The organism is Streptomyces cyslabdanicus (genome assembly GCF_052663305.1).
This window is the reverse complement of record NZ_JBQRUW010000016.1, coordinates 1-21,966: the sequence shown is the minus strand read 5'-3', so window position 1 is coordinate 21,966 and position 21,966 is coordinate 1. Positions and strand designations below refer to the sequence as shown.

General features: G+C 70.5%; 21 protein-coding genes, 1 rRNA gene and 1 riboswitch. Of the genes, 8 read left to right on the top strand and 14 right to left on the bottom strand.

All coding sequences use genetic code 11. The features are described from left to right. Nucleotides 1–2: 2 nt before the first annotated feature. A complete protein-coding gene (gene kdpF, locus ACTYVM_RS10480) occupies nucleotides 3–92 on the bottom strand; it encodes a K(+)-transporting ATPase subunit F (protein ID WP_016434100.1) in 90 nt (29 codons plus the stop codon). Between the two features lie 317 nt (nucleotides 93–409). On the opposite strand from kdpF, the gene ACTYVM_RS10475 reads away from it, so the two are divergent. The 3 genes from ACTYVM_RS10475 to ACTYVM_RS10465 all read left to right on the top strand — a co-directional run bounded on the left by ACTYVM_RS10475 (nucleotide 410) and on the right by ACTYVM_RS10465 (nucleotide 3,629). Next, nucleotides 410–967 carry a hypothetical protein gene (locus tag ACTYVM_RS10475; RefSeq protein WP_445525640.1) on the top strand — a complete coding sequence of 186 codons (558 nt, stop codon included), beginning with the start codon at nucleotides 410–412 and terminating at the stop codon, nucleotides 965–967. A gap of 251 nt (nucleotides 968–1,218) precedes the next feature. Then, the gene (locus ACTYVM_RS10470; RefSeq protein ID WP_445525639.1) at nucleotides 1,219–3,168 is read left to right on the top strand and encodes an APC family permease; all 1,950 of its coding nucleotides are present in this window, start codon (nucleotides 1,219–1,221) and stop codon (nucleotides 3,166–3,168) included. Nucleotides 3,169–3,233: 65 nt separating this feature from the next. Next, on the top strand, nucleotides 3,234–3,629 hold the full coding sequence (locus ACTYVM_RS10465; protein WP_400029260.1) for a TOBE domain-containing protein: 396 nt from the start codon (nucleotides 3,234–3,236) through the stop codon (nucleotides 3,627–3,629). Nucleotides 3,630–3,639: 10 nt separating this feature from the next. On the opposite strand, the gene ACTYVM_RS10460 is transcribed toward ACTYVM_RS10465, so the two are convergent. Further along, a complete protein-coding gene (locus ACTYVM_RS10460) occupies nucleotides 3,640–4,101 on the bottom strand; it encodes a molybdopterin-dependent oxidoreductase (RefSeq protein ID WP_445525638.1) in 462 nt (153 codons plus the stop codon). Nucleotides 4,102–4,299: 198 nt separating this feature from the next. Between ACTYVM_RS10460 and modA the strand changes: the two genes are divergently transcribed. From modA to ACTYVM_RS10440, 4 genes are all read left to right on the top strand, one after another. Next, complete coding sequence (modA, locus tag ACTYVM_RS10455) at nucleotides 4,300–5,124, top strand: molybdate ABC transporter substrate-binding protein (RefSeq protein WP_445525637.1); 825 nt, start codon at nucleotides 4,300–4,302, stop codon at nucleotides 5,122–5,124. 177 nt (nucleotides 5,125–5,301) lie between these two features. After that, nucleotides 5,302–6,072: a molybdate ABC transporter permease subunit gene (modB, locus tag ACTYVM_RS10450; protein ID WP_445525636.1), complete on the top strand. Its 771-nt coding sequence runs from the start codon at nucleotides 5,302–5,304 to the stop codon at nucleotides 6,070–6,072. Nucleotides 6,073–6,121: 49 nt separating this feature from the next. Further along, on the top strand, nucleotides 6,122–7,216 hold the full coding sequence (locus ACTYVM_RS10445) for an ABC transporter ATP-binding protein (protein WP_445525635.1): 1,095 nt from the start codon (nucleotides 6,122–6,124) through the stop codon (nucleotides 7,214–7,216). A 62-nt stretch (nucleotides 7,217–7,278) separates the two neighbouring features. After that, complete coding sequence (locus ACTYVM_RS10440) at nucleotides 7,279–7,698, top strand: TOBE domain-containing protein (protein ID WP_445525634.1); 420 nt, start codon at nucleotides 7,279–7,281, stop codon at nucleotides 7,696–7,698. A gap of 66 nt (nucleotides 7,699–7,764) precedes the next feature. Here the strand turns inward: ACTYVM_RS10440 and gcvP are convergent, their stop codons facing one another. Next, complete coding sequence (gene gcvP, locus ACTYVM_RS10435) at nucleotides 7,765–10,650, bottom strand: aminomethyl-transferring glycine dehydrogenase (protein ID WP_445525633.1); 2,886 nt, start codon at nucleotides 10,648–10,650, stop codon at nucleotides 7,765–7,767. A 176-nt stretch (nucleotides 10,651–10,826) separates the two neighbouring features. Further along, nucleotides 10,827–10,921, bottom strand: a riboswitch (glycine riboswitch). A gap of 113 nt (nucleotides 10,922–11,034) precedes the next feature. Between gcvP and ACTYVM_RS10430 the strand changes: the two genes are divergently transcribed. Further along, on the top strand, nucleotides 11,035–11,415 hold the full coding sequence (locus ACTYVM_RS10430; RefSeq protein WP_445525632.1) for a PRC-barrel domain-containing protein: 381 nt from the start codon (nucleotides 11,035–11,037) through the stop codon (nucleotides 11,413–11,415). Here ACTYVM_RS10430 and ACTYVM_RS10425 read toward each other — a convergent pair. The 11 genes from ACTYVM_RS10425 to rrf form a co-directional block, all read right to left on the bottom strand. Further along, nucleotides 11,328–12,788, bottom strand: a complete 1,461-nt coding sequence (locus ACTYVM_RS10425; protein WP_445525631.1) for a DNA polymerase IV — start codon at nucleotides 12,786–12,788, stop codon at nucleotides 11,328–11,330. The genes ACTYVM_RS10430 and ACTYVM_RS10425 overlap by 88 nt on opposite strands. 168 nt (nucleotides 12,789–12,956) lie before the next feature. Beyond that, nucleotides 12,957–13,640 carry a MerR family transcriptional regulator gene (locus ACTYVM_RS10420; protein WP_445525630.1) on the bottom strand — a complete coding sequence of 228 codons (684 nt, stop codon included), beginning with the start codon at nucleotides 13,638–13,640 and terminating at the stop codon, nucleotides 12,957–12,959. Between the two features lie 192 nt (nucleotides 13,641–13,832). Then, a complete protein-coding gene (locus ACTYVM_RS10415; protein ID WP_111002881.1) occupies nucleotides 13,833–14,306 on the bottom strand; it encodes a bifunctional nuclease family protein in 474 nt (157 codons plus the stop codon). An 83-nt stretch (nucleotides 14,307–14,389) separates the two neighbouring features. Then, on the bottom strand, nucleotides 14,390–15,127 hold the full coding sequence (ftsR, locus tag ACTYVM_RS10410) for a transcriptional regulator FtsR (RefSeq protein WP_445525629.1): 738 nt from the start codon (nucleotides 15,125–15,127) through the stop codon (nucleotides 14,390–14,392). Nucleotides 15,128–15,144: 17 nt separating this feature from the next. Further along, nucleotides 15,145–16,005, bottom strand: coding sequence for an FHA domain-containing protein (locus ACTYVM_RS10405; protein ID WP_445525628.1), 861 nt, complete (start codon nucleotides 16,003–16,005; stop codon nucleotides 15,145–15,147). 130 nt (nucleotides 16,006–16,135) lie between these two features. Continuing rightward, the gene (locus tag ACTYVM_RS10400; RefSeq protein WP_445525627.1) at nucleotides 16,136–17,005 is read right to left on the bottom strand and encodes a DUF881 domain-containing protein; all 870 of its coding nucleotides are present in this window, start codon (nucleotides 17,003–17,005) and stop codon (nucleotides 16,136–16,138) included. Nucleotides 17,006–17,010: 5 nt separating this feature from the next. Next, the gene (locus ACTYVM_RS10395) at nucleotides 17,011–17,343 is read right to left on the bottom strand and encodes a small basic family protein (RefSeq protein ID WP_003988855.1); all 333 of its coding nucleotides are present in this window, start codon (nucleotides 17,341–17,343) and stop codon (nucleotides 17,011–17,013) included. Further along, nucleotides 17,340–18,233, bottom strand: coding sequence for a DUF881 domain-containing protein (locus tag ACTYVM_RS10390; protein WP_445525626.1), 894 nt, complete (start codon nucleotides 18,231–18,233; stop codon nucleotides 17,340–17,342). The genes ACTYVM_RS10395 and ACTYVM_RS10390 overlap by 4 nt, the downstream gene beginning before the upstream one ends. A gap of 158 nt (nucleotides 18,234–18,391) precedes the next feature. After that, entirely contained in the window at nucleotides 18,392–20,887 is a 2,496-nt protein-coding gene (locus ACTYVM_RS10385) for a sugar phosphate nucleotidyltransferase (protein ID WP_445525625.1), read from the bottom strand. A gap of 117 nt (nucleotides 20,888–21,004) precedes the next feature. Beyond that, nucleotides 21,005–21,613 (bottom strand): cardiolipin synthase ClsA, encoded by a 609-nt coding sequence (gene clsA / locus ACTYVM_RS10380; protein WP_100567216.1) that lies wholly within the window; start codon nucleotides 21,611–21,613, stop codon nucleotides 21,005–21,007. Nucleotides 21,614–21,722: 109 nt separating this feature from the next. Continuing rightward, a 5S ribosomal RNA gene (rrf, locus tag ACTYVM_RS10375) occupies nucleotides 21,723–21,839 on the bottom strand. Between the last annotated feature and the right edge of the window lie 127 nt (nucleotides 21,840–21,966).

The following is a 21,966-nucleotide window of genomic DNA, read 5'->3' as shown; positions in this document are numbered from 1 at the left end:
GCTCAGAACCTCTCCGGGAAGATCAGGGCGAGGACGAGATAGCCCAGCAGGGCGACGGCCACGACCAGGCCGACGATGTTCTCGGCGGTCACAGCTTCGTCACCCCCTTGACGGCGAGAGCCACGAGCGCGAACACCGCGAGCGTGACGACGACGAAGGCCACATCGGCCATCGCGGACTCCTGGAGTGAGAGGCGAACGGACATCAACGATTCGAGGAAACGACCTCCTCTGCCCGATTCCGACCACTGTTGACGGCTCTCATACGGCGGCACACCCACCCTTGACGGACCTCTGACGACGCGCCACCGGGCCGTGTCGGCTGAGTGGTGTCAAGAACCGGCCCGGGCGCGTCAGGGGCGTGTCAACGGCAGATGCCGAAGCCCTCCGGGGGCCCTAACGTCGAGCACATGGGACTGAGCGACGACGAGCGCGCAGGCACCGGCCCGGTGCCGCGGGAAGCCGGCCGCACGCCCCGCACCCACCCGTGGGCGCGGGAACTGCGCACCTCGGTCTGCTGCTCCGTGGCGCTGCTCGCCCTGCTGCTCCTGATCGACTGGGGCACGGGCAGCCTCACCTGGTGGCGCGGGATGCTCTGGCTCGTGCTCGCGGTGCTGCTCTTCGTGGTCCTGTGCCCGCCCCGTGTCCGTGCCGGCCGGGGCTGGATCGCCTCCCGGTCGCTGCTGCGCAGCCGCCTGGTCCGCACCGACCTGCTGGTGTCGGTGCGCGCGGTCGACGGTGTCTGCCGGCGGCTGGTGCTGCGGGACTCCCTCGGCGGGCGGGTGGAGCTGGATCCCGAGGTCCTGGTGGACCACCCCGACGTCTGGTACCGCCTCGACGAGGACGCCCGGCACAGCATGGCGGCCGGCCGGCTGCGGTGCGGGACGGACGAACTGCGCGACATCTCCGAGCAGGTGGACCGGGAGACCGCGCTGGCGGTGTTCCGGGTCTCGGGGCTGGAGTCATGACGCCGGGTGTCCGCCCCGGGCTCCGCTGCCCTCTCTCCCCCGGACGGCCCAAGGCGCGGCGAGACCCGCGAGTCCGCTGGTCGTGACGTGGCATCGGGGACGCCACGGCCGTCCTTGCCGGACGATTGACACCTGCCCGTCCGGGTACTCGTGAGCCTCTGCGTCACTCTCCGCATACGCTGGTGACCCGTCAGCGTGTGCCCGGTCTGCTGGCCCGGTCCCCACACGAGCCACACCTCAGGAGCAGGGGCATGGCGACCACCGAGCACCCTCCCAGTCGGCTGCGCGCCTGGATGCTGGAGGGCCTGTCCGACATGGGCAAGGGCATTCAGCAGGCCCCGCACGCCCTGCCGCAGCCGCCGCACAAGGGACAGCGGTGGTGGCGGGTGATGTGCCTGACCGGCGTGGACTACTTCTCGACGCTCGGCTACCAGCCGGGCATCGCGGCACTGGCGGCCGGGCTGCTGTCGCCGATCGCCACGCTCGTCCTGGTCCTGGTCACCCTCGTGGGCGCGCTGCCGGTGTACCGCAGGGTGGCGGCGGAGAGCCCGCACGGCGCGGGCTCGATCGCGATGCTGGAGCGGCTGCTGTCGTTCTGGCAGGGCAAGCTGTTCGTGCTGACGCTGCTCGGCTTCGCCGCCACCGACTTCCTGATCACCATGACGCTGTCGGCCGCGGACGCCTCGACCCACCTGGTCGAGAACCCGCATCTGACGGCCGCGCTGCACAGCCACCACATGCTGATCACGCTCCTGCTCATCGCGCTGCTCGGGGCGGTCTTCCTCAAGGGTTTCGTGGAGGCGATCGGCGTCGCCTTCATCCTGGTCGGGATCTATCTCGCGCTGAACGCCGTCGTGGTGGTCGTCGGCCTGTGGCACGTCCTGACCGCCGCCCATGTGGTCACCGACTGGACCAGCGCGCTGACCGCCCAGCACGGCAACGTGTTCCTCATGGTCGGCGTGGCCCTGCTCGTCTTCCCCAAGCTCGCGCTCGGCCTGTCCGGCTTCGAGACCGGTGTCGCCGTCATGCCGCACGTACGGGGCGACCCGGACGACACCGAGGAGCGGCCCACCGGCCGGATCCGGGACACCAGGAAGCTGCTCACCACGGCCGCGCTGATCATGAGCTGCTTCCTGATCGCCACCAGCTTCATCACCACGCTGCTGATCCCGGCGCCGGCGTTCAAGACCGGCGGCCAGGCCAACGGCCGTGCCCTCGCCTACCTGGCGCACGAGTACCTCGGCAACACCTTCGGCACGGTCTACGACGTCTCGACCATCCTGATCCTGTGGTTCGCGGGCGCCTCCGCGATGGCCGGGCTGCTCAACCTGATGCCGAGGTACCTGCCCCGCTACGGCATGGCCCCGCACTGGGCGCGGGCGGTCCGCCCGATGGTCATCGTCTTCACCCTGATCGGCTTCCTGGTCACCTGGATTTTCGACGCCAACGTCGACAAGCAGGGCGGCGCGTACGCCACGGGCGTGCTCGTACTGATCAGCTCCGCGGCGATCGCGGTGACCATCGCCGCCCGCAGGGCAGGCCAGCACAGATGGACCGTCGCGTTCGGGGTCATCTCGGCCGTGTTCCTCTACACGACCGTCGTCAACGTCATCGAGCGTCCCGACGGTGTGAAGATCGGCGCCTGCTTCATCACCGGGATCATCCTGGTCTCGCTGCTGTCACGGCTCGCCCGCTCCTTCGAGCTGCGGGTGACGAGCGTGACGCTGGACCCCATGGCGGAACGGTTCGTCAGGGACATCGCCAGCCGCAAGATCCGGTTCATCGCCAAGGAGCCCGAGCGGCAGGACAAGAGCGTGTACCGCGACAAGATCGAGCAGATCTGCAGCGACAGCGACATCCCGCCCACGGAGGACTTCGTCTTCGTCGAGGTGACGCTCACCGACCCCTCGGAGTTCGAGACCGGTCTGACCGTGCGCGGCGAGGTCAGGCACGGCCGCTACCGCGTGCTCGCCCTGGAGTCCGCGTCCGTCCCGAACGCCCTGGCCGCGCTCCTCCTCCACGTCCGGGAGGTGACCGGCCGCACCCCGCACATCTACTTCGAGTGGACCGAGGGCAACCCGTTCCACAACTTCCTGCGCTTCTTCCTCTTCGGCCAGGGGGAGGTCGCGCCGGTCACCCGCGAGGTGCTGCGCGAGGCGGAGCCGGACCGCACCAAGCGCCCGCGGGTGCACACCGGCTGAGCCGCGCCCGCGAACGCCCCACCCCAGGTCCGCCCCGCACCGCACGCGGCCTTATCGTGACCGGCATGCAGTCCTACACGATCGGACAGGCGGCCCGGCTGCTCGGCGTCAGCCCGGACACCGCACGCCGCTGGGCGGACGCGGGCCGGGTGGCCACCCACCGCGACGACAGCGGACGCCGGCTCATCGACGGCCGGGACCTCGCCGCGTTCTCGGTCGAGCTGGCCCGGACCGGAGGCGGCGAGGACGGCCCCTCGTACACGTCGGTCCGCAACGCCTTCGCCGGCATCGTGACCGCCGTCAAACTCGGCGACGTCGCCGCCCAGGTCGAGATCCAGGCCGGACCGCACCGCCTCGTCTCCCTGCTGACCCGGGAGGCCGTGGAGGAACTGGGCCTGGAGGTCGGCATGGAGGCCACCGCCCGCGTGAAGTCGACGAACGTGCACATCGACCGCACGTAGCAGAACCGCCTCACACCCGGGCCCGCGCGCGATAGCCGCCGTCCACGCGTATCGCCCGGACGCCGCTGACGTACCGCGCGCCGCAGCGGTCCTGCGGCAGGACCAGCTGGGGGCCGGCGCCGTCCAGCCGGGTGTCGTCGATGGTCACCGCGAGCAGGACCGGAGCGTCGGCGAAGTCGGGGTCGATCTCGGCCCACGACAGCAGCGCGTGATGCCCGTCGGCGGCCGTGACCGCGATCAGGAACCGCAGCCGGTCCTTGCGCCGGGCCGGGTCGAAACCGGGCCCCGCCGCGGACAGCACGTCGTACAGGCGCGGTCCGCTGAACCGGTGGCGCCGCGCGCCGCTGGTGGCGCAGTCGAACGCGACCCCCACCCGGTGCTGCGGCCACCCGAGCAGATCCCGCACGGTCAGCCGGGCCGGGCGGGCGAGGTCGCCGGTCAGGTCGAGCTCCGCGAGCGTCACGGGCACCACCTCCTGAGGGTCCGTACCCGACCCGCCGCACCGTACAAACGCACATGCAAGCCATCCTTCACGCATGGCCAGCTCATGCAATACAACAGGGGCCTTACACCTGGCAATTGCGGCAGTATGATCGCGGCACGGCCGTGTGAGCGGTCGTGGCAGGGCGCGACCGCTTCTTCCGTGCAGAGCCAGAGGAGTAGAACCGTGATGACCCGTTCCACGCGGCGGACCAGGATGCTGAAGTCGGGAGTCGCGGGGGTCGCCGCGTTGCTGGCTCTCAGCGCCTGCTCCTCCTCGTCCTCCGACGACTCGTCCTCGGCGGGGTCCGGCACGTCGGAGGCCGCCGCGCCGAAGCTGTCCGGCACCGTGACCGTCTTCGCCGCCGCCTCGCTGCAGGAGAGCTTCACCACCCTCGGCAAGGAGTTCGAGCAGCAGCACCCGGGCACCAAGGTCACCTTCAACTTCGGCGGCAGCGACAGCCTCGCCGCGAGCATCACCTCCGGTGCCCCCGCCGACGTGTTCGCCGCCGCCAGCACCACGACCATGGCGATCGTCACCGACAAGAAGGACGCGGCCGGCACACCGGTCACCTTCGTCCGCAACCAGCTCGAGATCGCGACCGCGCCGGGCAACCCGGAGAAGGTCGCCGCGCTGAAGGACCTCACCAGGTCCGGCCTGAAGGTCGTGCTGTGCGACAAGTCGGTGCCGTGCGGCGCCGCCGCCCAGAAGGTGCTGGACGCGAGCCACCTCAAGCTGACCCCGGTCTCCTACGAGCAGGACGTCAAGAGCGCCCTGACCAAGGTCGAGCTGAAGGAGGCCGACGCGGCCCTCGTCTACAAGACCGACGTGAAGTCCGCAGGCGGCCGGGTCCAGGGCGTGGAGTTCCCCGAGTCGGCCGAGGCCGTCAACGACTACCCGATCACCCTGCTCAAGAACGCGACCAACGCCACCGCGGCCAAGGCGTTCATCGAGCTGGTGACCTCGGCCGAGGGCCAGAAGGTCCTGACCGGGGCCGGGTTCCTGAAGCCGTGACGAGGACCGACGAGGCCCGCGCCGCGACCCCGAGGAGCGGGTCGCGGGGTGGGCGCGCCCCCGGCGGGGTGTCGCTTCCCCCTCTGGTTCCCTCCCCTAGAGGGAGGAAAAAAGAACGACGAGACCAACACCACCAGCAGGAGATATTGGCCCCCCCGCGGCCGCGCCCTCGGCGGCGTGCCGCTGCCCCTGCTGGTCCCCGCCCTGGTCGGTCTGGCCTTCCTGCTGCTGCCGCTGCTCGCCCTGCTGATCCGGGCGCCCTGGCGCAGCCTGCCGGACCAGCTGACCAGCGCCGAGGTGTGGCAGGCCCTCCAGTTGTCCCTGGTCAGCGCCACCGCCGCCACCGCCGTGAGCCTGGTGCTCGGCGTCCCGCTGGCCTGGCTGCTGGCCCGTACGGACTTCCCCGGACGCGGACTCGTCCGGGCGCTGGTCACCCTGCCCCTCGTGCTGCCGCCGGTCGTGGGCGGTGTGGCCCTGCTGCTGGCCCTCGGGCGCAACGGTGTCGTCGGGCAGTGGCTGGACTCCTGGTTCGGGGTCACGCTGCCGTTCACCACGGCCGGGGTGGTGGTCGCGGAGGCGTTCGTGGCCATGCCGTTCCTCGTGATCAGCGTCGAGGGAACACTGCGGGCCGCCGACCCGCGCTTCGAGGAGGCGGCCACCACCCTCGGCGCCTCCCGCTTCACCGCGTTCCGCCGGGTCACCCTGCCGCTGATCGCGCCGGGCATCGCCGCGGGCGCCGTGCTCGCCTGGGCACGAGCGCTCGGCGAGTTCGGCGCCACGATCACCTTCGCCGGCAACTTCCCCGGCCGTACGCAGACCATGCCGCTGGCCGTCTACCTGGCACTCCAAAACGACCCGGCGGCGGCGATCGCCCTCAGCCTGGTGCTGCTCGCGGTGTCGATCGCCGTACTGGCGGGTCTGCGGGACCGTTGGATGACGGCCTCCTGATGAATCCGCCACCGATCCCGAGCCGCCCCGCATCCAGGATGTTCCTCTCATGACCGACATCGACCGGACCTCGGCCGGCCTGCGGGCCGACGAAGGCACTCCCGAAGAGGGCCTGGACGCCCGCCTCGTCGTCGACCGCGGCGTGTTCCGTCTCGACGTGGCGCTCACCGCCGCCCCCGGCGACGTGGTGGCGCTGCTCGGCCCGAACGGCGCCGGGAAGACGACCGCTCTGCGCGCGCTGGCGGGCCTGGTCCCGCTCACCGGCGGACACCTGCGCCTGGACGGCACCACGCTGGATCGCACGCCGCCCGAGGCACGCCCGGTCGGCGTGGTCTTCCAGGACTACCTGCTGTTCCCGCACCTGACGGCCCTGGACAACGTGGCGTTCGGGCCGCGCTGCCGGGGCGCGACCAAGGCTCAGGCCCGCGCGCAGGCCGCACGGTGGCTGGAGCGGATGGGGCTGGCCGACCACACCGGCGCCAAGCCCCGCCGCCTCTCCGGCGGGCAGGCCCAGCGCGTGGCCCTCGCCCGCGCCCTGGCCACCGGGCCCCGGCTGCTGCTGCTCGACGAACCACTCGCCGCGCTCGACGCCCGTACCCGTCTGGAGGTCCGCGCCCAGCTGCGCCGGCACCTCGCCGAGTTCGAGGCCGTCGCCGTCCTCGTCACCCATGACCCGCTGGACGCGATGGTGCTGGCCGACCGGCTGGTCGTGGTCGAGCACGGCCGGGTCGTCCAGGAGGGCACCCCGGCGGAGATCGCCCGCCGTCCGCGCACCGACTACGTCGCGCAACTCGTCGGCCTGAACCTCTACCGCGGGCAGGCGGACGCCCATACCGTCCGTCTCGAGGCCGGCCCCGTCGTCACCACCACCGAGGTCCTGTCGGGGGCGGTCTTCGTGGCCTTCCCGCCGAGCGCGGTCACGCTCTTCCGGGACCGCCCCACGGGCACCAGCGCGCGCAACCTGTGGCGCTGCGAGGTCGCCGGTCTGGAGACCCACGGCGACCGGATCCGCGCCGACCTGACCGGCGAACTCGCCCTGACCGCGGAGGTGACCACGGTCGCGGCCGCCGAGCTGGACCTGCACCCGGGCGCGGAGGTCTGGGCGACCGTCAAGGCGACGCAGACCCACGCCTACCCGGCCTGAGGCACCGGCCGCCCTACGGTGGGGTTGATCACCACGTCCCCCACCCACCGCGAGGCACGTCCATGAGCCTGAGCATGCGCAACCAGTTGCCCGGCACGGTCACCGCCGTCACCCCCGGCGAGGCGATGGCCCTCGTCCACGTGCGCCTGGACGGCGGCGGACAGCTCACCTCCGCGATCACCCGGGACGCCGTCGAGGACCTGCGTCTGACCGAGGGCAGCACCGTGCGCGCCCTGGTGAAGTCGACGGAGGTGTCCCTGGCCACCGGGCCGGTCGAGGGCCTGTCCATCCGCAACCGGCTGCCGGGCACCGTCACCCGGATCGCCCTCGGCGCTGCCATGGCGTCCGTCCGGGTCGGCGTGGAGGGCGGCGAGCTGACCGCCGCGATCACCAGGGACGCCGCCACGGAACTCGGCCTGACGGAGGGCACGCGCGTCACCGCCCTGATCAAGTCGACCGAGGTCTGCCTGGCCACCGTGTGACACGGCGGGAAGAACCGCGGGGCCCCCGCCCGGGTCGGACGGGAGCCCCGTGAGCCGTTCGCTCGCTCAGTCCTCGTACGCGTCCAGCGGCGGGCAGGAGCAGACGAGGTTGCGGTCGCCGAAGGCCTGGTCGATGCGGCGCACCGGCGGCCAGTACTTGTCGGCAGCCGAGACCCCGGCCGGGAAGACGGCCTCCTCACGGGTGTAGCCGTGCTCCCACTCCCCGCCGAGCGCGGCGGCGGTGTGCGGGGCGCCGTGCAGCGGGTTGTCGTCCGCGGGCCACTGGCCGGAAGCGACCTTCTCGATCTCGGCGCGGATCGCGATCATCGCATCGCAGAACCGGTCCAGCTCGGCCAGGTCCTCGGACTCGGTCGGCTCGATCATCAACGTGCCGGCCACCGGGAACGACATCGTCGGCGCGTGGAAGCCGTAGTCGATCAGCCGCTTGGCCACGTCGTCCACGCTCACCCCGGTCTCCTTGGTCAGCGGGCGCAGGTCGATGATGCACTCGTGGGCGACCAGGCCGCCGGGACCGGTGTAGAGCACCGGGTAGTGCGGCTCGAGCCGCTTGGCGACGTAGTTGGCGCTGAGCACCGCGACCTGCGTGGCACGCTTGAGGCCCTCGCCGCCCATGAGGCGGACGTAGGCCCAGGAGATCGGCAGGATGCCGGCCGATCCCCACGGCGCGGCCGAGATCGGGCCGACCCCCGTCTCCGGGCCCGCGTCGGGCTGGAGCGGGTGGTTGGGCAGGTACGGCGCCAGGTGGGCCCGCACGCCGACCGGGCCGACACCGGGACCGCCGCCGCCGTGCGGGATGCAGAACGTCTTGTGCAGGTTGAGGTGGGAGACGTCGCCGCCGAAGTGGCCCGGCTTGGCGAGGCCCACCAGGGCGTTGAGGTTGGCCCCGTCGACGTACACCTGGCCACCGGCCTCGTGGACCTGCGCGCAGATGTCGGCGACGTGCTCCTCGAACACGCCGTGCGTGGACGGGTAGGTGATCATCAGCACGGCCAGCTGCTCGCGGTACTGCTCGATCTTCGCCCGCAGGTCCTCGACGTCGACCTCGCCGTCCTCGGCGGTCTTGACCACGACGACCTTCATGCCGGCCATCACGGCGCTTGCGGCGTTGGTGCCGTGCGCGGAGGACGGGATGAGGCAGATGGTGCGCTGCTCGTCGCCGTTGGCACGGTGGTAGCCGCGCACGGCGAGCAGACCGGCCAGCTCGCCCTGGGAACCGGCGTTCGGCTGGAGGGAGACCTTGTCGTAGCCGGTGACCTCGGCGAGGCGCTCCTCCAGCTCACGGATGAGGGTGAGGTAGCCCTGCGCCTGCTCGGCGGGCACGAAGGGGTGCAGCTGCCCGAACTCCGGCCAGGTGACCGGCTCCATCTCGGTCGTCGCGTTGAGCTTCATGGTGCACGAGCCCAGCGGGATCATGCCGCGGTCGAGCGCGTAGTCGCGGTCGGCCAGCCGGCGCAGATAGCGCAGCATCGCGGTCTCGGACCGGTACTGGTGGAAGACGGGGTGGGTGAGGTAGGCGTCGGCACGCAGTAGCGCCTCGGGCAGCACGTCCCCGGCGGCCGCGTCCAGCGCCTCGATGTCGCCCCCGACGCCGAAGGCCGCCCACACGGTGCGCAGCCGGTCGCGGGTGGTGGTCTCGTCGCAGGCGACCGAGACGTGGTCGGCGTCGACGAGGCGCAGGTTCACGCCGCCCTCGCGGGCCGCGGCGACGACCTCGGCGGCACGTCCCTCCGCCTTGACGGTCAGCGTGTCGAAGTACGCGCGGTGCGCGACCTCGAAGCCGCCGGCCGTCAGCCCCTCGGCGAGGACCGTGGCGTAGCGGTGGGTGCGCCGCGCGATGTCCCTGAGGCCCTCGGGGCCGTGGTAGACCGCGTACATGCCGGCCATGACGGCGAGCAGCACCTGGGCGGTGCAGATGTTGCTCGTCGCCTTCTCGCGACGGATGTGCTGCTCACGGGTCTGCAGGGCGAGGCGGTAGGCCCTGTTGCCGTCGGCGTCGACGGACACGCCGACCAGGCGGCCGGGCAGGCTGCGCGCGAACTTCTCGTGCACGGCCATGTAGCCGGCGTGCGGGCCGCCGAAGCCCATCGGCACGCCGAAGCGCTGGGTGGTGCCGACGGCGATGTCCGCGCCGAGCTCGCCGGGCGACTTCAGCAGGGTGAGCGCGAGCAGGTCGGCGGCGACGGTGACCAGGGCGCCCAGCTCGTGCGCCTGGTCGATGACGGGCTTCAGGTCGCGTACGGCGCCGGAGGCACCCGGGTACTGGAGGAGCACGCCGTTGATCCCACGCTCGGCGATCTCGGCCGGGATGCCCGCGCTGAGGTCGGCGACGACGACCTCGACGCCGCTCGGCTCGGCACGGGTCTCGATGACCGCGACGGTCTGCGGCAGCGCGTCCGCGTCGACCAGGAACAGACCCTTCTTGTTCTTGCCCATGCGCCGGGACAGCGCCATGGCCTCGGCCGCGGCGGTGCCCTCGTCGAGCAGGGACGCGCCGGAGGTCGGCAGACCGGTCAGGTCGGCGACGACGGTCTGGAAGTTCAGCAGCGCCTCGAGGCGGCCCTGGGAGATCTCGGGCTGGTAGGGGGTGTAGGCGGTGTACCAGGCCGGGTTCTCCATGACGTTGCGCAGGATGACCGGCGGGGTGAACGTCCCGTAGTAGCCGAGTCCGATCATCGAGCCGAGGACCTGGTTGCGGTCGGCGAGGGAGCGCAGCTCGGCCAGCACCTCGGCCTCGGTGCGGGCGCCGGGCAGGTCGAGGGCGTCGGCGTTCTTGATCACATCGGGTACCGCGGCGGCGGTGAGCTCGTCGAGCGAGCCGTAGCCGACCTGGGCGAGCATCTTGGCCCGCGCCTCCTGGTCGGGCCCGATGTGGCGCTGTTCGAAGGGGATGCCCTGTTCGAGCTCGGAGAGCGGGATGCGCTGGGCGGTCATTGCGGAGGCCTCCTGGTCTGACACGACCTTCGAGGGACACCACGGCGCGGGTGCCCCGACGGCCTCCCCCTCTGTCATCTCAACCTGAGAGCTTCACCGGACCACCCGAGGGCTTCCGGTTTTCACCGTCGGTGAGAGCGGAAGCCGTCGACACCCGCTCTGCTTTCCAGAGTGACCTCGTCCGTGCGGTACGTGGGCCTGAGAGATTCCGGGGAGGATTTGCTCCTTCGGCGCCCCCGGCGGTGCCGGAGGGCTCTCCCGCACGGGGTCAGCAGCCGCTGCCAGCCTACCAGCGGGGCGACCGCACGGGCCTTCGAGTGGCCGCCTCGCGGAATGTGCTCTTTCGTAGGGGTTACGGATGAGTTGCGACCACGTGGAGGGACAGTGCAGACGGAGATCGATCCGCGCAATCTGATCGGCCGCAAGGCGTTCGACCGCAACGGGCACAAGATCGGCACGGTGGACGAGGTCTACCTCGACGACGCGACCGGCGTGCCGGAGTGGGCGGCGATACGCACCGGCCTGTTCTCCCGGGACGCCTTCGTCCCCCTGGAGCCCAGCGAACTCGTCGAGGGCACCCTGCGCGTCCCCTTCGACCGCTCCCTGGTCAAGGAGGCTCCCGACTTCGGCGTGGGCCGCCATCTGTCCCCTGAGCAGGAACTGCAGCTCTACCACCACTACGGCCTCGACGTGGCCCCACCCCCTGTTCCCGACCACCAGTTCGGCAAGCTGGCGGGCTCCGGCTCGGGTCCGGACGAGGGCTGAGCCGGAGGCGCTGGAGGAACCGGAGGATCCAGAGACACCAGGGGCAGGGGTTCGGCCGGTTCCAGGTCCGGGTCGTCCACGAGGAAGGTGCGCACGCGGCCCGGCGCGGATCCGGGGGTCTCGAAGCGCACGGTGACGCGGCCGAGGCCGCTGCCCTGCACCCATCCGTGGCCGTACCCCGCATGTCGTACGTCATGACCCGCCGGCCACCGCCGCTCGGTGGGTTCCGGCTGGCGCTGGGCGGGTTCCCGCTGCCGCTCCTCGGCGGGCCCCTCCACCTCCGCGTCGGCGCCCTGCGCGCCCGCCGCCTGCGCGAACAGGTCCTCCTGGGTGTAGTCGGCGAGCCCTGACACACCCACGCCCAGCAGCCGTACCCCGCCGGTGGTGTCCACGGAGTCCAGCAGCCGGGCGGCCGCCTCCCGTATCACCGCGGGGTCGTCGGTGGGCCCGCGCAGGGTCTCGGAGCGGGTGAGGGTGGAGAAGTCGTAGCGGCGGACCTTCAGCACGATGGTGCGCCCCGACAGACCGGCCCCGCGCAGCCTCCCCACACACCGGTCGGCCAGCCGCTGCACCTCCAGGGCCACCCGGACGCGGTCGTGGATGTCCACGTCGTAGGTGTCCTCGACGGACACCGACTTCGTCTCGCGCTCGGCGACGACGGGACGCTCGTCGTGGGCCAGCGCCATCGCGTGCAGCGCGTGCCCGTGCGCCTTGCCGAGCAGCCGGACGAGCTCGTCCTCACCGGCCTCGGCGAGCTCCTCGACGGTGTGGATACCGGCCCGCCGCAGATGGTCGCCCGTGGCCGGGCCCACGCCCGGCAGGGTCCGCACGGACAGCGGTCCGAGCAGGGCCCGCTCGGTGCCCGGCTCGATGAGCACAAGACCGTCGGGCTTGGCCTGCTCGGAGCCGATCTTGGCGAGCATCTTGGAGGCGGCCAGCCCCACGGACCCCGTGAGCCCCGTGACGGCGCGGATCTCGGAGCGCAGTCTCGTCCCCGCCAGCCGGGCGGATTCCGCGTCCCAGGCGGCTCCCCCGGCCTCCAGGTCCACGAACGCCTCGTCCAGGCTCAGCGGCTCCACGAGCGGCGACCGGGCCCGCAGCAGGCCCATCACCCGCTCGCTGATGGAGCGGTAGAAGGCGAAGCGCGGCACGAGGTACGCGGCGTTCGGCGCCAGCCGCCGCGCCTGGGCCATCGGCATCGCGGAGTGGACGCCGAACACACGCGCCTCGTACGACGCCGTGGCGACCACTCCGCGCGGTCCCAGCCCGCCCACGACCACGGCCTTCCCGCGCAGGCTCGGCTTGGAGGCCTGCTCCGCCGAGGCGAAGAAGGCATCCATGTCGAGATGGAGGATCGTGGGTGCGGTTCTCACACCTACGATGCTGCACCACCCCACTGACAACGCCACCGCCAACACCACGGTCCCGGCGGCACCGTCCCGGCCTCCCGAGGCCGGTCCACGGGCCCAGAGGACCGGACAGGCCGGGTCAGTGGCCGGGGAGGCAGTGACCGGAGGCGGCCGGGGGCAGCCGGGGGCCGCTCAGACGGCCCGGTTGCGCCGCCGGGCGAGTTCGTCGCCCGGGTTGTGCCCCACGAGCGTCTCCCCCGTGTCGATGCGCTCGCCGTGCAGCTGCGACAGCGCGTTCTCCACGTCGCGCCACACCACGCCGACGGCGATGCCGAAGATTCCCTGGCCCCCCTGGAGCAGAGCGTGCACCTCGTCGGGCGACGTGCACTCGTACACCGTGGCCCCGTCGCTCATCAGCGTCATCCGCTCCAGGTCGCGGAAACCGCACTCGCGCAGGTGCTGGACGGCGGTACGGATGTTCTGCAACGACACGCCGGTGTCGAGGAACCGCTTGACGATCTTCAGAACGACGACGTCCCGGAAGCTGTAGAGGCGCTGGGTACCGGATCCCTGGGCGGGCCGCACGCTCGGCTCGACCAGCCCGGTGCGCGCCCAGTAGTCCAGCTGCCGATACGTGATGCCGGCGGCTGCGCAGGCCGTCGGACCGCGATAGCCGATCTGCTCGATTGCCATGGCCGCCGCCCCTCCGCTGCTCGGCACCGCCGCCGGTCGCTGCGGAGCACGACCGGCCGCATCGCCGAGAGGTGGATACCCGCCGCTCGGGCGGAGCCGAGAGCCCGGGGGAGGGTACGGACCGCTTCCCCCGGCATTGCGTCCGGGGTCACCCCCAGCCGTACCGTCGCCGCTGCTTCTCACGCCGACCTCCGTCCTTGACCTGCCTCCTCGACGGTAGGCAGTCACCAGGGGTGCGTCAACGATCGCCACACTCGGCACGCCGAGTGATAATCACCCTAAGAGTGGTTTCGTGTACCCCATCGCCGGGAAAGGCTATCCGAATGCTCCGGGCGGAGGTCGCGGGACGGTCTCCTGGCGGCTCACACGGGCGCTTCACTGGCTGCTGCTGCCGAAGTCCTCCGGCGAGATCTGGTCGAGGAACTCGCGGAACTTCTCCACCTCGTCCTCCTGCTCGTCCGGGATCGCGATGCCCGCGTCGTCGAGCACCGTGTCACTGCCGAAGATCGGCGTCCCGGTGCGCAGGGCCAGCGCTATGGCGTCGGACGGCCGGGCACTCACCTCGACACCGCTGGCGAACACCAGCTCGGCGTAGAAGACACCTTCACGCAGGTCCGTGATGCGTACTTCCGTGAGTTCCTGGCCGACCGCCTCCAGCACGTCCTTGAACAGGTCGTGGGTCAGCGGTCGGGCGGGGGCCATGCCCTGCTGGGCGAAGGCGATCGCCGTCGCCTCCCCTGGCCCGATCCAGATGGGGAGGTAACGGTCGCCTCCCACTTCACGCAGGAGCACGATCGGTTGGTTGGAGGGCATCTCGACCCGGACACCTACGACATCGAGCTCGTTCACACAGCAACCCTAGGCGGTGCCCGGGACGTTTGGGTAGTCGGGCCGGGCACGGGAGGAGGATCCGGCCGCCTCCGGGGGCCCGCTCACGGCAGCCGCAGCCCGAGCGCGGTGTGCACCAGCACCGTGTGCAGCCGCACCGTGAGCTCCGCCAGCTCCTTGGCGCGGGCCTCCGCATGTGCCCTGGTCTGCGGATTGCGGTGCCGCTTGAGGGGGGCCACCACCTGGTCGACGAGCCCGGCCTCCCGGTCGGCGGCCGCCTTCATCACCCGCAGGTGCCGGGGCTCGATCCCGAAACGCCCCAGCTCGGAGACGAGCGAGGCCACGGTCAGCGCCTCGGCGCCGTAACCCCCGTCCGCCAACGGGGTGAGCAGCCCGTACGACTCCCACTCGCGCAGTTCCCCCTCCTCGACACCGGCGGCGGCGAGGAGCTCGTCCCGCCCGATCCGGGCTGTCGTCGGCGCCTCGGCCGGCGAGGGCACGGATCCGCCGTCCCGCTGCCGGCCGACCGCCGGCAGGTGGACCGCCTCGCCGCGCTCCATGGCGTCCAGGTACTCGCGAATCACCTTCAACGGCAGGTAATGGTCACGCTGCATCCGCAGGACCAGGGCCAGCCGCTCGACGTCGTCGGTGCTGAACTTGCGGTACCCCGAGGGGGTGCGCCGCGGCTCGACGAGTCCCTCCGACTCCAGGAAACGAATCTTGGAGACGGTGACCTCGGGGAACTCGTCGCGCAGCATGTTCAGCACCGTGCCGATGCTCTTCAGCCCACTGTCCGTGGCGGCGGTGCCGTGCCCGGCACCGCCGCTCGGTGATTGACGCATGGACCTTCCCTGACAGGTCAGACGCCCTGCCGGCTCGAGTAGAAGACCAGCCGGTACTTGCCGATCTGCACCTCGTCACCGTTGGACAGGGCGACCTGGTCGATCGGCTCCCGGTTGACGTACGTGCCGTTCAGACTGCCGACGTCGGCCACCGTGAACGAACCGTCCGGGCTGCGCCGGAACTCCACGTGGCGACGCGAGACCGTCACGTCGTCCAGGAAGATGTCGCTCTGCGGATGACGCCCGGCCGTGGTCAGCTCGCCGTCCAGGAGGAAGCGGCTGCCCGAGTTCGGGCCGCGGCGCACCACCAGGAGGGCCGAGCCCAGGGGCAGCGCGTCGACGGCCGCCTGCGCCTCCGGAGACAGCATCGGCGTCTGGCCGGTGGCCTCGGCGTCGTAGGCCTCCAGACCGGAGATGGAGATCGTCGAGGTCGTCTCCGACGAGCGCTCCGGCACCGCACCGGACCGCAGCGGCGCACCGCAGTTCGAGCAGAAGCGGCTGTTCTCCGCGTTGCGGTTGCCGCACCTCGTACACACCAGGGCCGACATGGACGGATCCTCCTGCCGCGGCTGCCCCGCGGGGGCATCGGACGCGTACGGGCCGGCGGCGAACCCTCCAGCCGTACCTGAGGTCGACGGTTGCCCGAAACCTATGCCGCCCGACTGGGCAGGGTCAACCGACGGCGCCCCCTGACCGGCCACCTGGTCCCTGAACAGCGGACGCTGACCCTCGGCGTCAGGCTGTGCGCGGTGACGGGCCGTCGCGTTCTCGCCGCCTTCTCGCGCGCTCTTGCCGAACAACTTCGCAAACAACTTCACGGGCGATTCCCCTTGACCGAAACAGACCCGCCCGTGGGGCAGGACGAACCCTGACTGCATACACCGGTCGACCCGGACATCCTCACAACGTCCGTATCCACCAGACAGTTTCCACCACGCACCACCCAATCGGTGCGCCGACCCCCCGCAACCTCATGCCCCTGCCGGACGACTGCCATGCACCACCGGTTCACCGCGAGGACGACCGAGCGTAGTCAGGCCTCTTCGCCGCTCGCAAGGCGTCCACGACGATCTTGTCCGAACGGTCGATCGTCACGGTGGCCTGCTCCTTCTCCAGGGTCTGCACCACGCCTCCAGGAATGTTGAGCGCCGGTTCGAGGTCCTGCGGCTTGCCGATGACCTTGAAACGATACGGAGTGTTGATCTTGTTCCCGTCGACGTCCACGCTCTTGCCCGAGTCGGTCAGATAAGTGTTCGCGACCACTCGCACACCGTTCACCTCGATCGCCTCGGCACCGGCCGCGCGCAGCTCTTGTACCGCGTCGAGCAGCATGTCCGCCCGGACCGTCCTCTTCGTGTCCTCGATCGTGATCGTGATGCCGGGTCCCTGCGCGGCCACCGTGCCCGCGAGTATGCCGAGTTGCTTCGCCTTCTCGGCCGTCTGCCTGCGGGCCTCCTCGGCCTGGTCCGAGCTGTTCTCCAGTTCCTGGCGCTGCTTCTCCAGACCCTGCTTCTCATCCTCAAGACGCTGAGTGCGGTCGTCGAGTTCATCGAGGATGCGGACGAGATCCTCCTGCCGGGCGCCGCGCAGCGCGTTGTCACCGCTGCTGTTGGAGGCGACCTGGACGGCGAGTCCGAAGCCGAGTCCGAACAGCAGTAGGGCGACGACGAGTTGGGCCCGGGTGAAGCGCGGCGGCCACAGTCCCTGGACCAGTCGCTGGCGACCGGTCAGCGCGGGCCCGTAACTCTCCTCGGTGCTCGGGCCGTCCCCGGCGGCCGCCTGCGCGGGCACCTCCTCGGGCAACTCCTGGCGCAGCCGCTGCTGCTCGGGCCTGGTGGCGTGCGGCCCGTTCCCGGGCTGTTCGTCCTGGTGGCTCATCACTCTCACGCCCGGAACACGTGCCGTCGGATCGCCGCGGCATTGGAGAAGATGCGGATACCGAGCACGACGACGACGCCCGTGGACAGCTGGGCGCCCACGCCCAACTTGTCGCCCAGGAAGACGATCAGTGCGGCCACGACCACATTGGACAGGAACGACACGACGAAGACCTTGTCGTCGAAGATGCCGTCCAGCATGGCCCGCAGGCCACCGAAGACGGCGTCCAGCGCCGCGACGACGGCGATCGGGAGATAAGGCTCGACGACCGCCGGGACCTCGGGCCGGACCAACAGGCCGGCCACCACTCCCACGACGAGGCCCAGTACGGCGATCACGATGTGCCCTTCTCAGTGCTCGGCTGTGCTGTGCGTACGATCACACTCGGTGCGGCGGCCAGTCGGAGGTCGCTCTCCACGGAGATACTGCTCCGGATGCCGTAGTTGTCCTTCAGGGCCTGGAGGTACAGCCCGTCGGGGCTGTCCTGGAACCGGGCGCCGAGCCGCTTCCCGTCCCCCACGGCGAGCACCGTGTACGGCGGTACCAGCGGCTTGTTGTCGACCAGTATCGCGGCGCCCGCGGCCCTGATCGCCGACAGGGCCGTCAGCCGCTGCCCGTTGATGGAGACGGCCTCGGCACCCGACTGCCACAGCCCGTTCACCACCCGCTGCATGTCCCGGTCACGCACTCGGCCGGTGTCGGAGAAACTCGACGTCCCGCGCGGATCGCCGCCGTCCGTGCCGGCCTCCTTGGCGTCGTCCACCACGAGCCTGACACCTGGGCCGTGCACCTCGCCGGCGCCCGCCAGCAGGCTCACCAGGTCGGCCTGCGGGTTGCCGCCGGTGTGCCGGAGCGCCAGCCGCTGCCTGGCGCCCACGTCGTCGCGCAGTTCGTCGACGGTGTCTTCGAGCTTGTCGGCCGCCGCGGTCTCCCGGTCGATGCGGTCGATCAGCTCCTGGCGCTCCTTGGCGATGACCGGGGCCGCCACACGTGCCTGCGCCGCTCCCACGGTCACCACGAGGGCGGCCAGCACCAGCCCGCCCGCCAGGCCGAGCCTCGCCCTGAGGGTTTTCGGCATACCGCTCTCGCCCGCGGCCTTCTTCCGAGCCGCGGCCTCGGCGTAACCGTCGTCGAGGCTGTGGTCCATGACGTTGGTGATCAACGACATGGAGGCGTCCGGTCGGGAGGGCCGCGCGGGGTTGCTCCGAATGGGGGGATGCTGCGGCATGCCGCACATCGTCGCACGACCTGGCCATGACCTCCGAATGGCCCCACCGGCGTGCCGGACAGGCCCCCTTGGAGGACACTTGTCCGGCACGCGCGCGTGCTGTCCGTTTTACCGGCCGACGCCCGGTTCTACTGGTCTGCGCTCCACCCGTCGGCGCTCTACCGGCCGGCGCTGTCCACGACCGCCGCCCACTCGTCCAGCAGCGCCTGGGCGGAGGCGTCGTCGGGCCCCTCGGCCCACAGATGGGTGACGGCCTCGGCCGGGTCGGGCAGGACCATCACCCAGCGGCCGTCGGTCTCCACGACCCGCACACCGTCCGTGGTGTCCACGAAGCGGTCTCCGGCCGCCTCGACGACCCGGCGCATCACCAGGCCCTTGACGGCCCACGGGGTCGCCAGATCGCGCCTGAGGACGTGCGCACGCGGGATCCGGGCGTCGATCTGGCTCAGCGTGAGCTGAGTGCGCGCGACCAGCCCGATGAGCCGTACGAAGGCCGCCGTACCGTCGTAGACGCTGCTGAACTCCGGGACGATGAACCCGCCCTTGCCGTCGCCGCCGAAGATCGTCCCCTCCTCGCCGCCGACCCGGGTGAGGTCGTCGGGGGAGGTCGTCGTCCACTCCACCTGGGTGCCGTGGTAGGCGGCCACCTGTTCGGCGATCCGCGTGGTCGTCACGGGCAGCGCCACCCGGCCGCTGCGCCGCTCGGCGGCGACGAGGTCGAGCATCACCAGCAGCGCCCGGTCGTCCTCGATGATGCGGCCCCTCTCGTCGACGAGAGACAGCCGCTCGCCCACCGGGTCGAACCGCACACCGAACGCGGCCCCGGAGGACGCCACGATCTCGCCGAGCCGCACCAGACCCGCGCGCCGCATGTCGGCGGTCTCCGTCGGCCGGGACTCGTTCAGCCCGGGGTTGATCGTCAGCGAGTCCACACCGAGCTTGCCGAGCAGGCTGGGCAGCACAAGTCCGGCGCTGCCGTTCGACGCGTCCACGACGACCTTGAGGCCCGACTCGGTGATCCCGGTGGTGTCGACGTTGCGCAGCAGCGAACCGGTGTACGAGTCGAAGACGCTGGACGGGAAGTGCAGGTCACCGATCTCGCCCGGGAACGCACGCCGGTACTCCTGGCGCGCGAAGACCCGGTCCAGCTTGCGCTGGCTGCCCTGCGACAGGTCGGCGCCCTGTCCGTCGAAGAACATGATGTCGACCGAGTCGGGCACCCCGGGCGTGGTCCGGATCATGATGCCGCCCGCGCTGCCCCGCGCGGTCTGCTGCCGGGCGACCGGCAGCGGCACGTTCTCCAGGTCCCGTACGTCGATGGCGCTGGCCTGGAGGGCCGAGATGACGGCACGCTTGAGCGCGCGGGCACCCCGGGAGTGGTCGCGGGCCGTGGTGACCGTGGAGCCCTTCTTGAGCGTGGTCGCATAGGCGCCGGCGAGCCGCACGGCGAGTTCCGGGGTGATCTCCACGTTCAGGATCCCGGAGACTCCGCGGGCCCCGAAGAGGTGCGCCTGTCCACGCGACTCCCAGATGACCGAGGTGTTGACGAAGGCGCCGGCCTCGATGGTCTTGAACGGGTACACCCGGACGTTGCCCTGCACGATCGATTCTTCGCCGATCAGGCACTCGTCGCCGATGACCGCGCCGTCCTCGATCCGCGCGGCCCGCATGATGTCGGTGTTCTTGCCGACGACACAGCCGCGCAGGTTGCTGTGCTGCCCGATGTACACGTTGTCGTGCACGACGGCCTTGTGCAGGAAGGCACCGCTCTTCACGACGACATTGGACCCGACGACGGTGTGCTCGCGGATTTCGACGCCCGCCTCCACCTTGGCGTAGTCGCCGATGTAGAGCGGCCCGCGCAGCACGGCGTCCGGGTGCACCTCGGCGCCCTCGGCGACCCAGACTCCCGGGGAGATCTCGAAGCCGTCGATCTCGACGTCGACCTTGCCCTCCAGGACGTCGGCCTGCGCCTTCACATAGCTCTCGTGGGTACCGACGTCCTCCCAGTAGCCCTCGGCGATATAGCCGTAGATCGGCTTGCCTTCCTTCATCAGCTGCGGGAAGACATCGCCGGACCAGTCGACCGGAACATCGGGGTCGACGTAGTTGAACACCTCGGGCTCCATCACATAGATGCCCGTGTTCACGGTGTCGGAGAAGACCTGACCCCAGGTCGGCTTCTCCAGAAAGCGCTCGACCCCGCCCTCTTCGTCCACGATGGTGATTCCGAATTCCAGCGGATTGGGCACGCGCGTGAGACACACGGTCACCATCGCGCCCTTTTCCTTGTGGAAATCGATCAGCCGGGTGAGATCGAAATCGGTCAGGGCATCACCGGAGATGACGAGGAACGCGTCGTCCTTCAACGCCTCTTCGGCGTTCTTGACGCTTCCGGCGGTTCCGAGTGGCTTCTCCTCGTTGGCATAGGTGAGCTCCATTCCGAGCTCTTCACCGTCACCGAAGTAGTTCTTGACCAACGAGGCCAGGAACTGGACTGTGACGACGGTCTCATTCAGCCCATGCCTTTTGAGCAGCCGCAGTACATGCTCCATGATCGGCCGGTTGGCAACCGGCAGGAGCGGCTTGGGCATGCTCGAGGTCATCGGACGAAGGCGCGTGCCTTCGCCTCCGGCCATCACGACGGCCTTCATGTCGGAAGCGTCCTCCTCCAAGAGACGACGATCTAGCCGACTGCACCCGTCCTGATTGTCCCGCACTTTTCCCAGGCGGGCCATCGGAGCCCCCGCGGCTTGCCTCGATGAGGGAACTCAGTCGGCCATGGCGTCCGCACGGACCAGACGGCGGACTTGCACCACGTAGAGGACTCCTGCCCACCAATAGAGCGTTGTACCCCATCCTGCGAACGCCCATCCGAAAATGGCCGCGAGTGACGCGATCCATCCGCTGCCGTCGCTGAGCAACAACAAGGGGAACGCATACATCAGGTTGAACGTCGCCGCCTTCCCCAGGAAGTTCACCTGCGGCGGTGGGTAGCCGTGCCGCCTGAGGACACCCACGGCCACCAGCAGCATCAATTCGCGCGCCACGAGCAGAGCGGTCAGCCACAGCGGCAGGATCTCGCGCCAGGTGAGACCGAGGAGGGTGGAGAGGACGTAGAGCCGGTCCGCGGCGGGGTCGAGCAGCCGGCCGAGGCTGCTGACCTGGTTCCACCGCCGGGCGAGCTTGCCGTCGAGGTAGTCGCTGACGCCGCTCAACGCCAGCACCAGCAGGGCCCAGCCGTCGCTCTTGGGGCCACCGAACTCCGGCCGGAGGATCAGCCACAGGAAGAGGGGTACGCCGACGAGCCGTGCCATGCTGAGGATGTTCGGGATGGTGAGGACCCGGTCTGTCTGGACACGGGTCTCCTGGACCTCCACCCGGGGGCCTCCTGTGGGAAAGATACCGACGATGCCTCCTGACTTTACCCCAACGCAAAAAAGCTCCGGCTCCCGGGCTGTTTGCCCAGGAGCCGGAGCTCTAAAGGGAGTTCGGCGGCGTCCTACTCTCCCACAGGGTCCCCCCTGCAGTACCATCGGCGCTGTGAGGCTTAGCTTCCGGGTTCGGAATGTAACCGGGCGTTTCCCTCACGCTATGACCACCGAAACACTATGAAACTGTCAACCGCACCATGCGTGACCTGCATGGGGTTGTTCGTGGTTTCAGAACCAACACAGTGGACGCGAGCAACTGAGGACAAGCCCTCGGCCTATTAGTACCGGTCACCTCCACA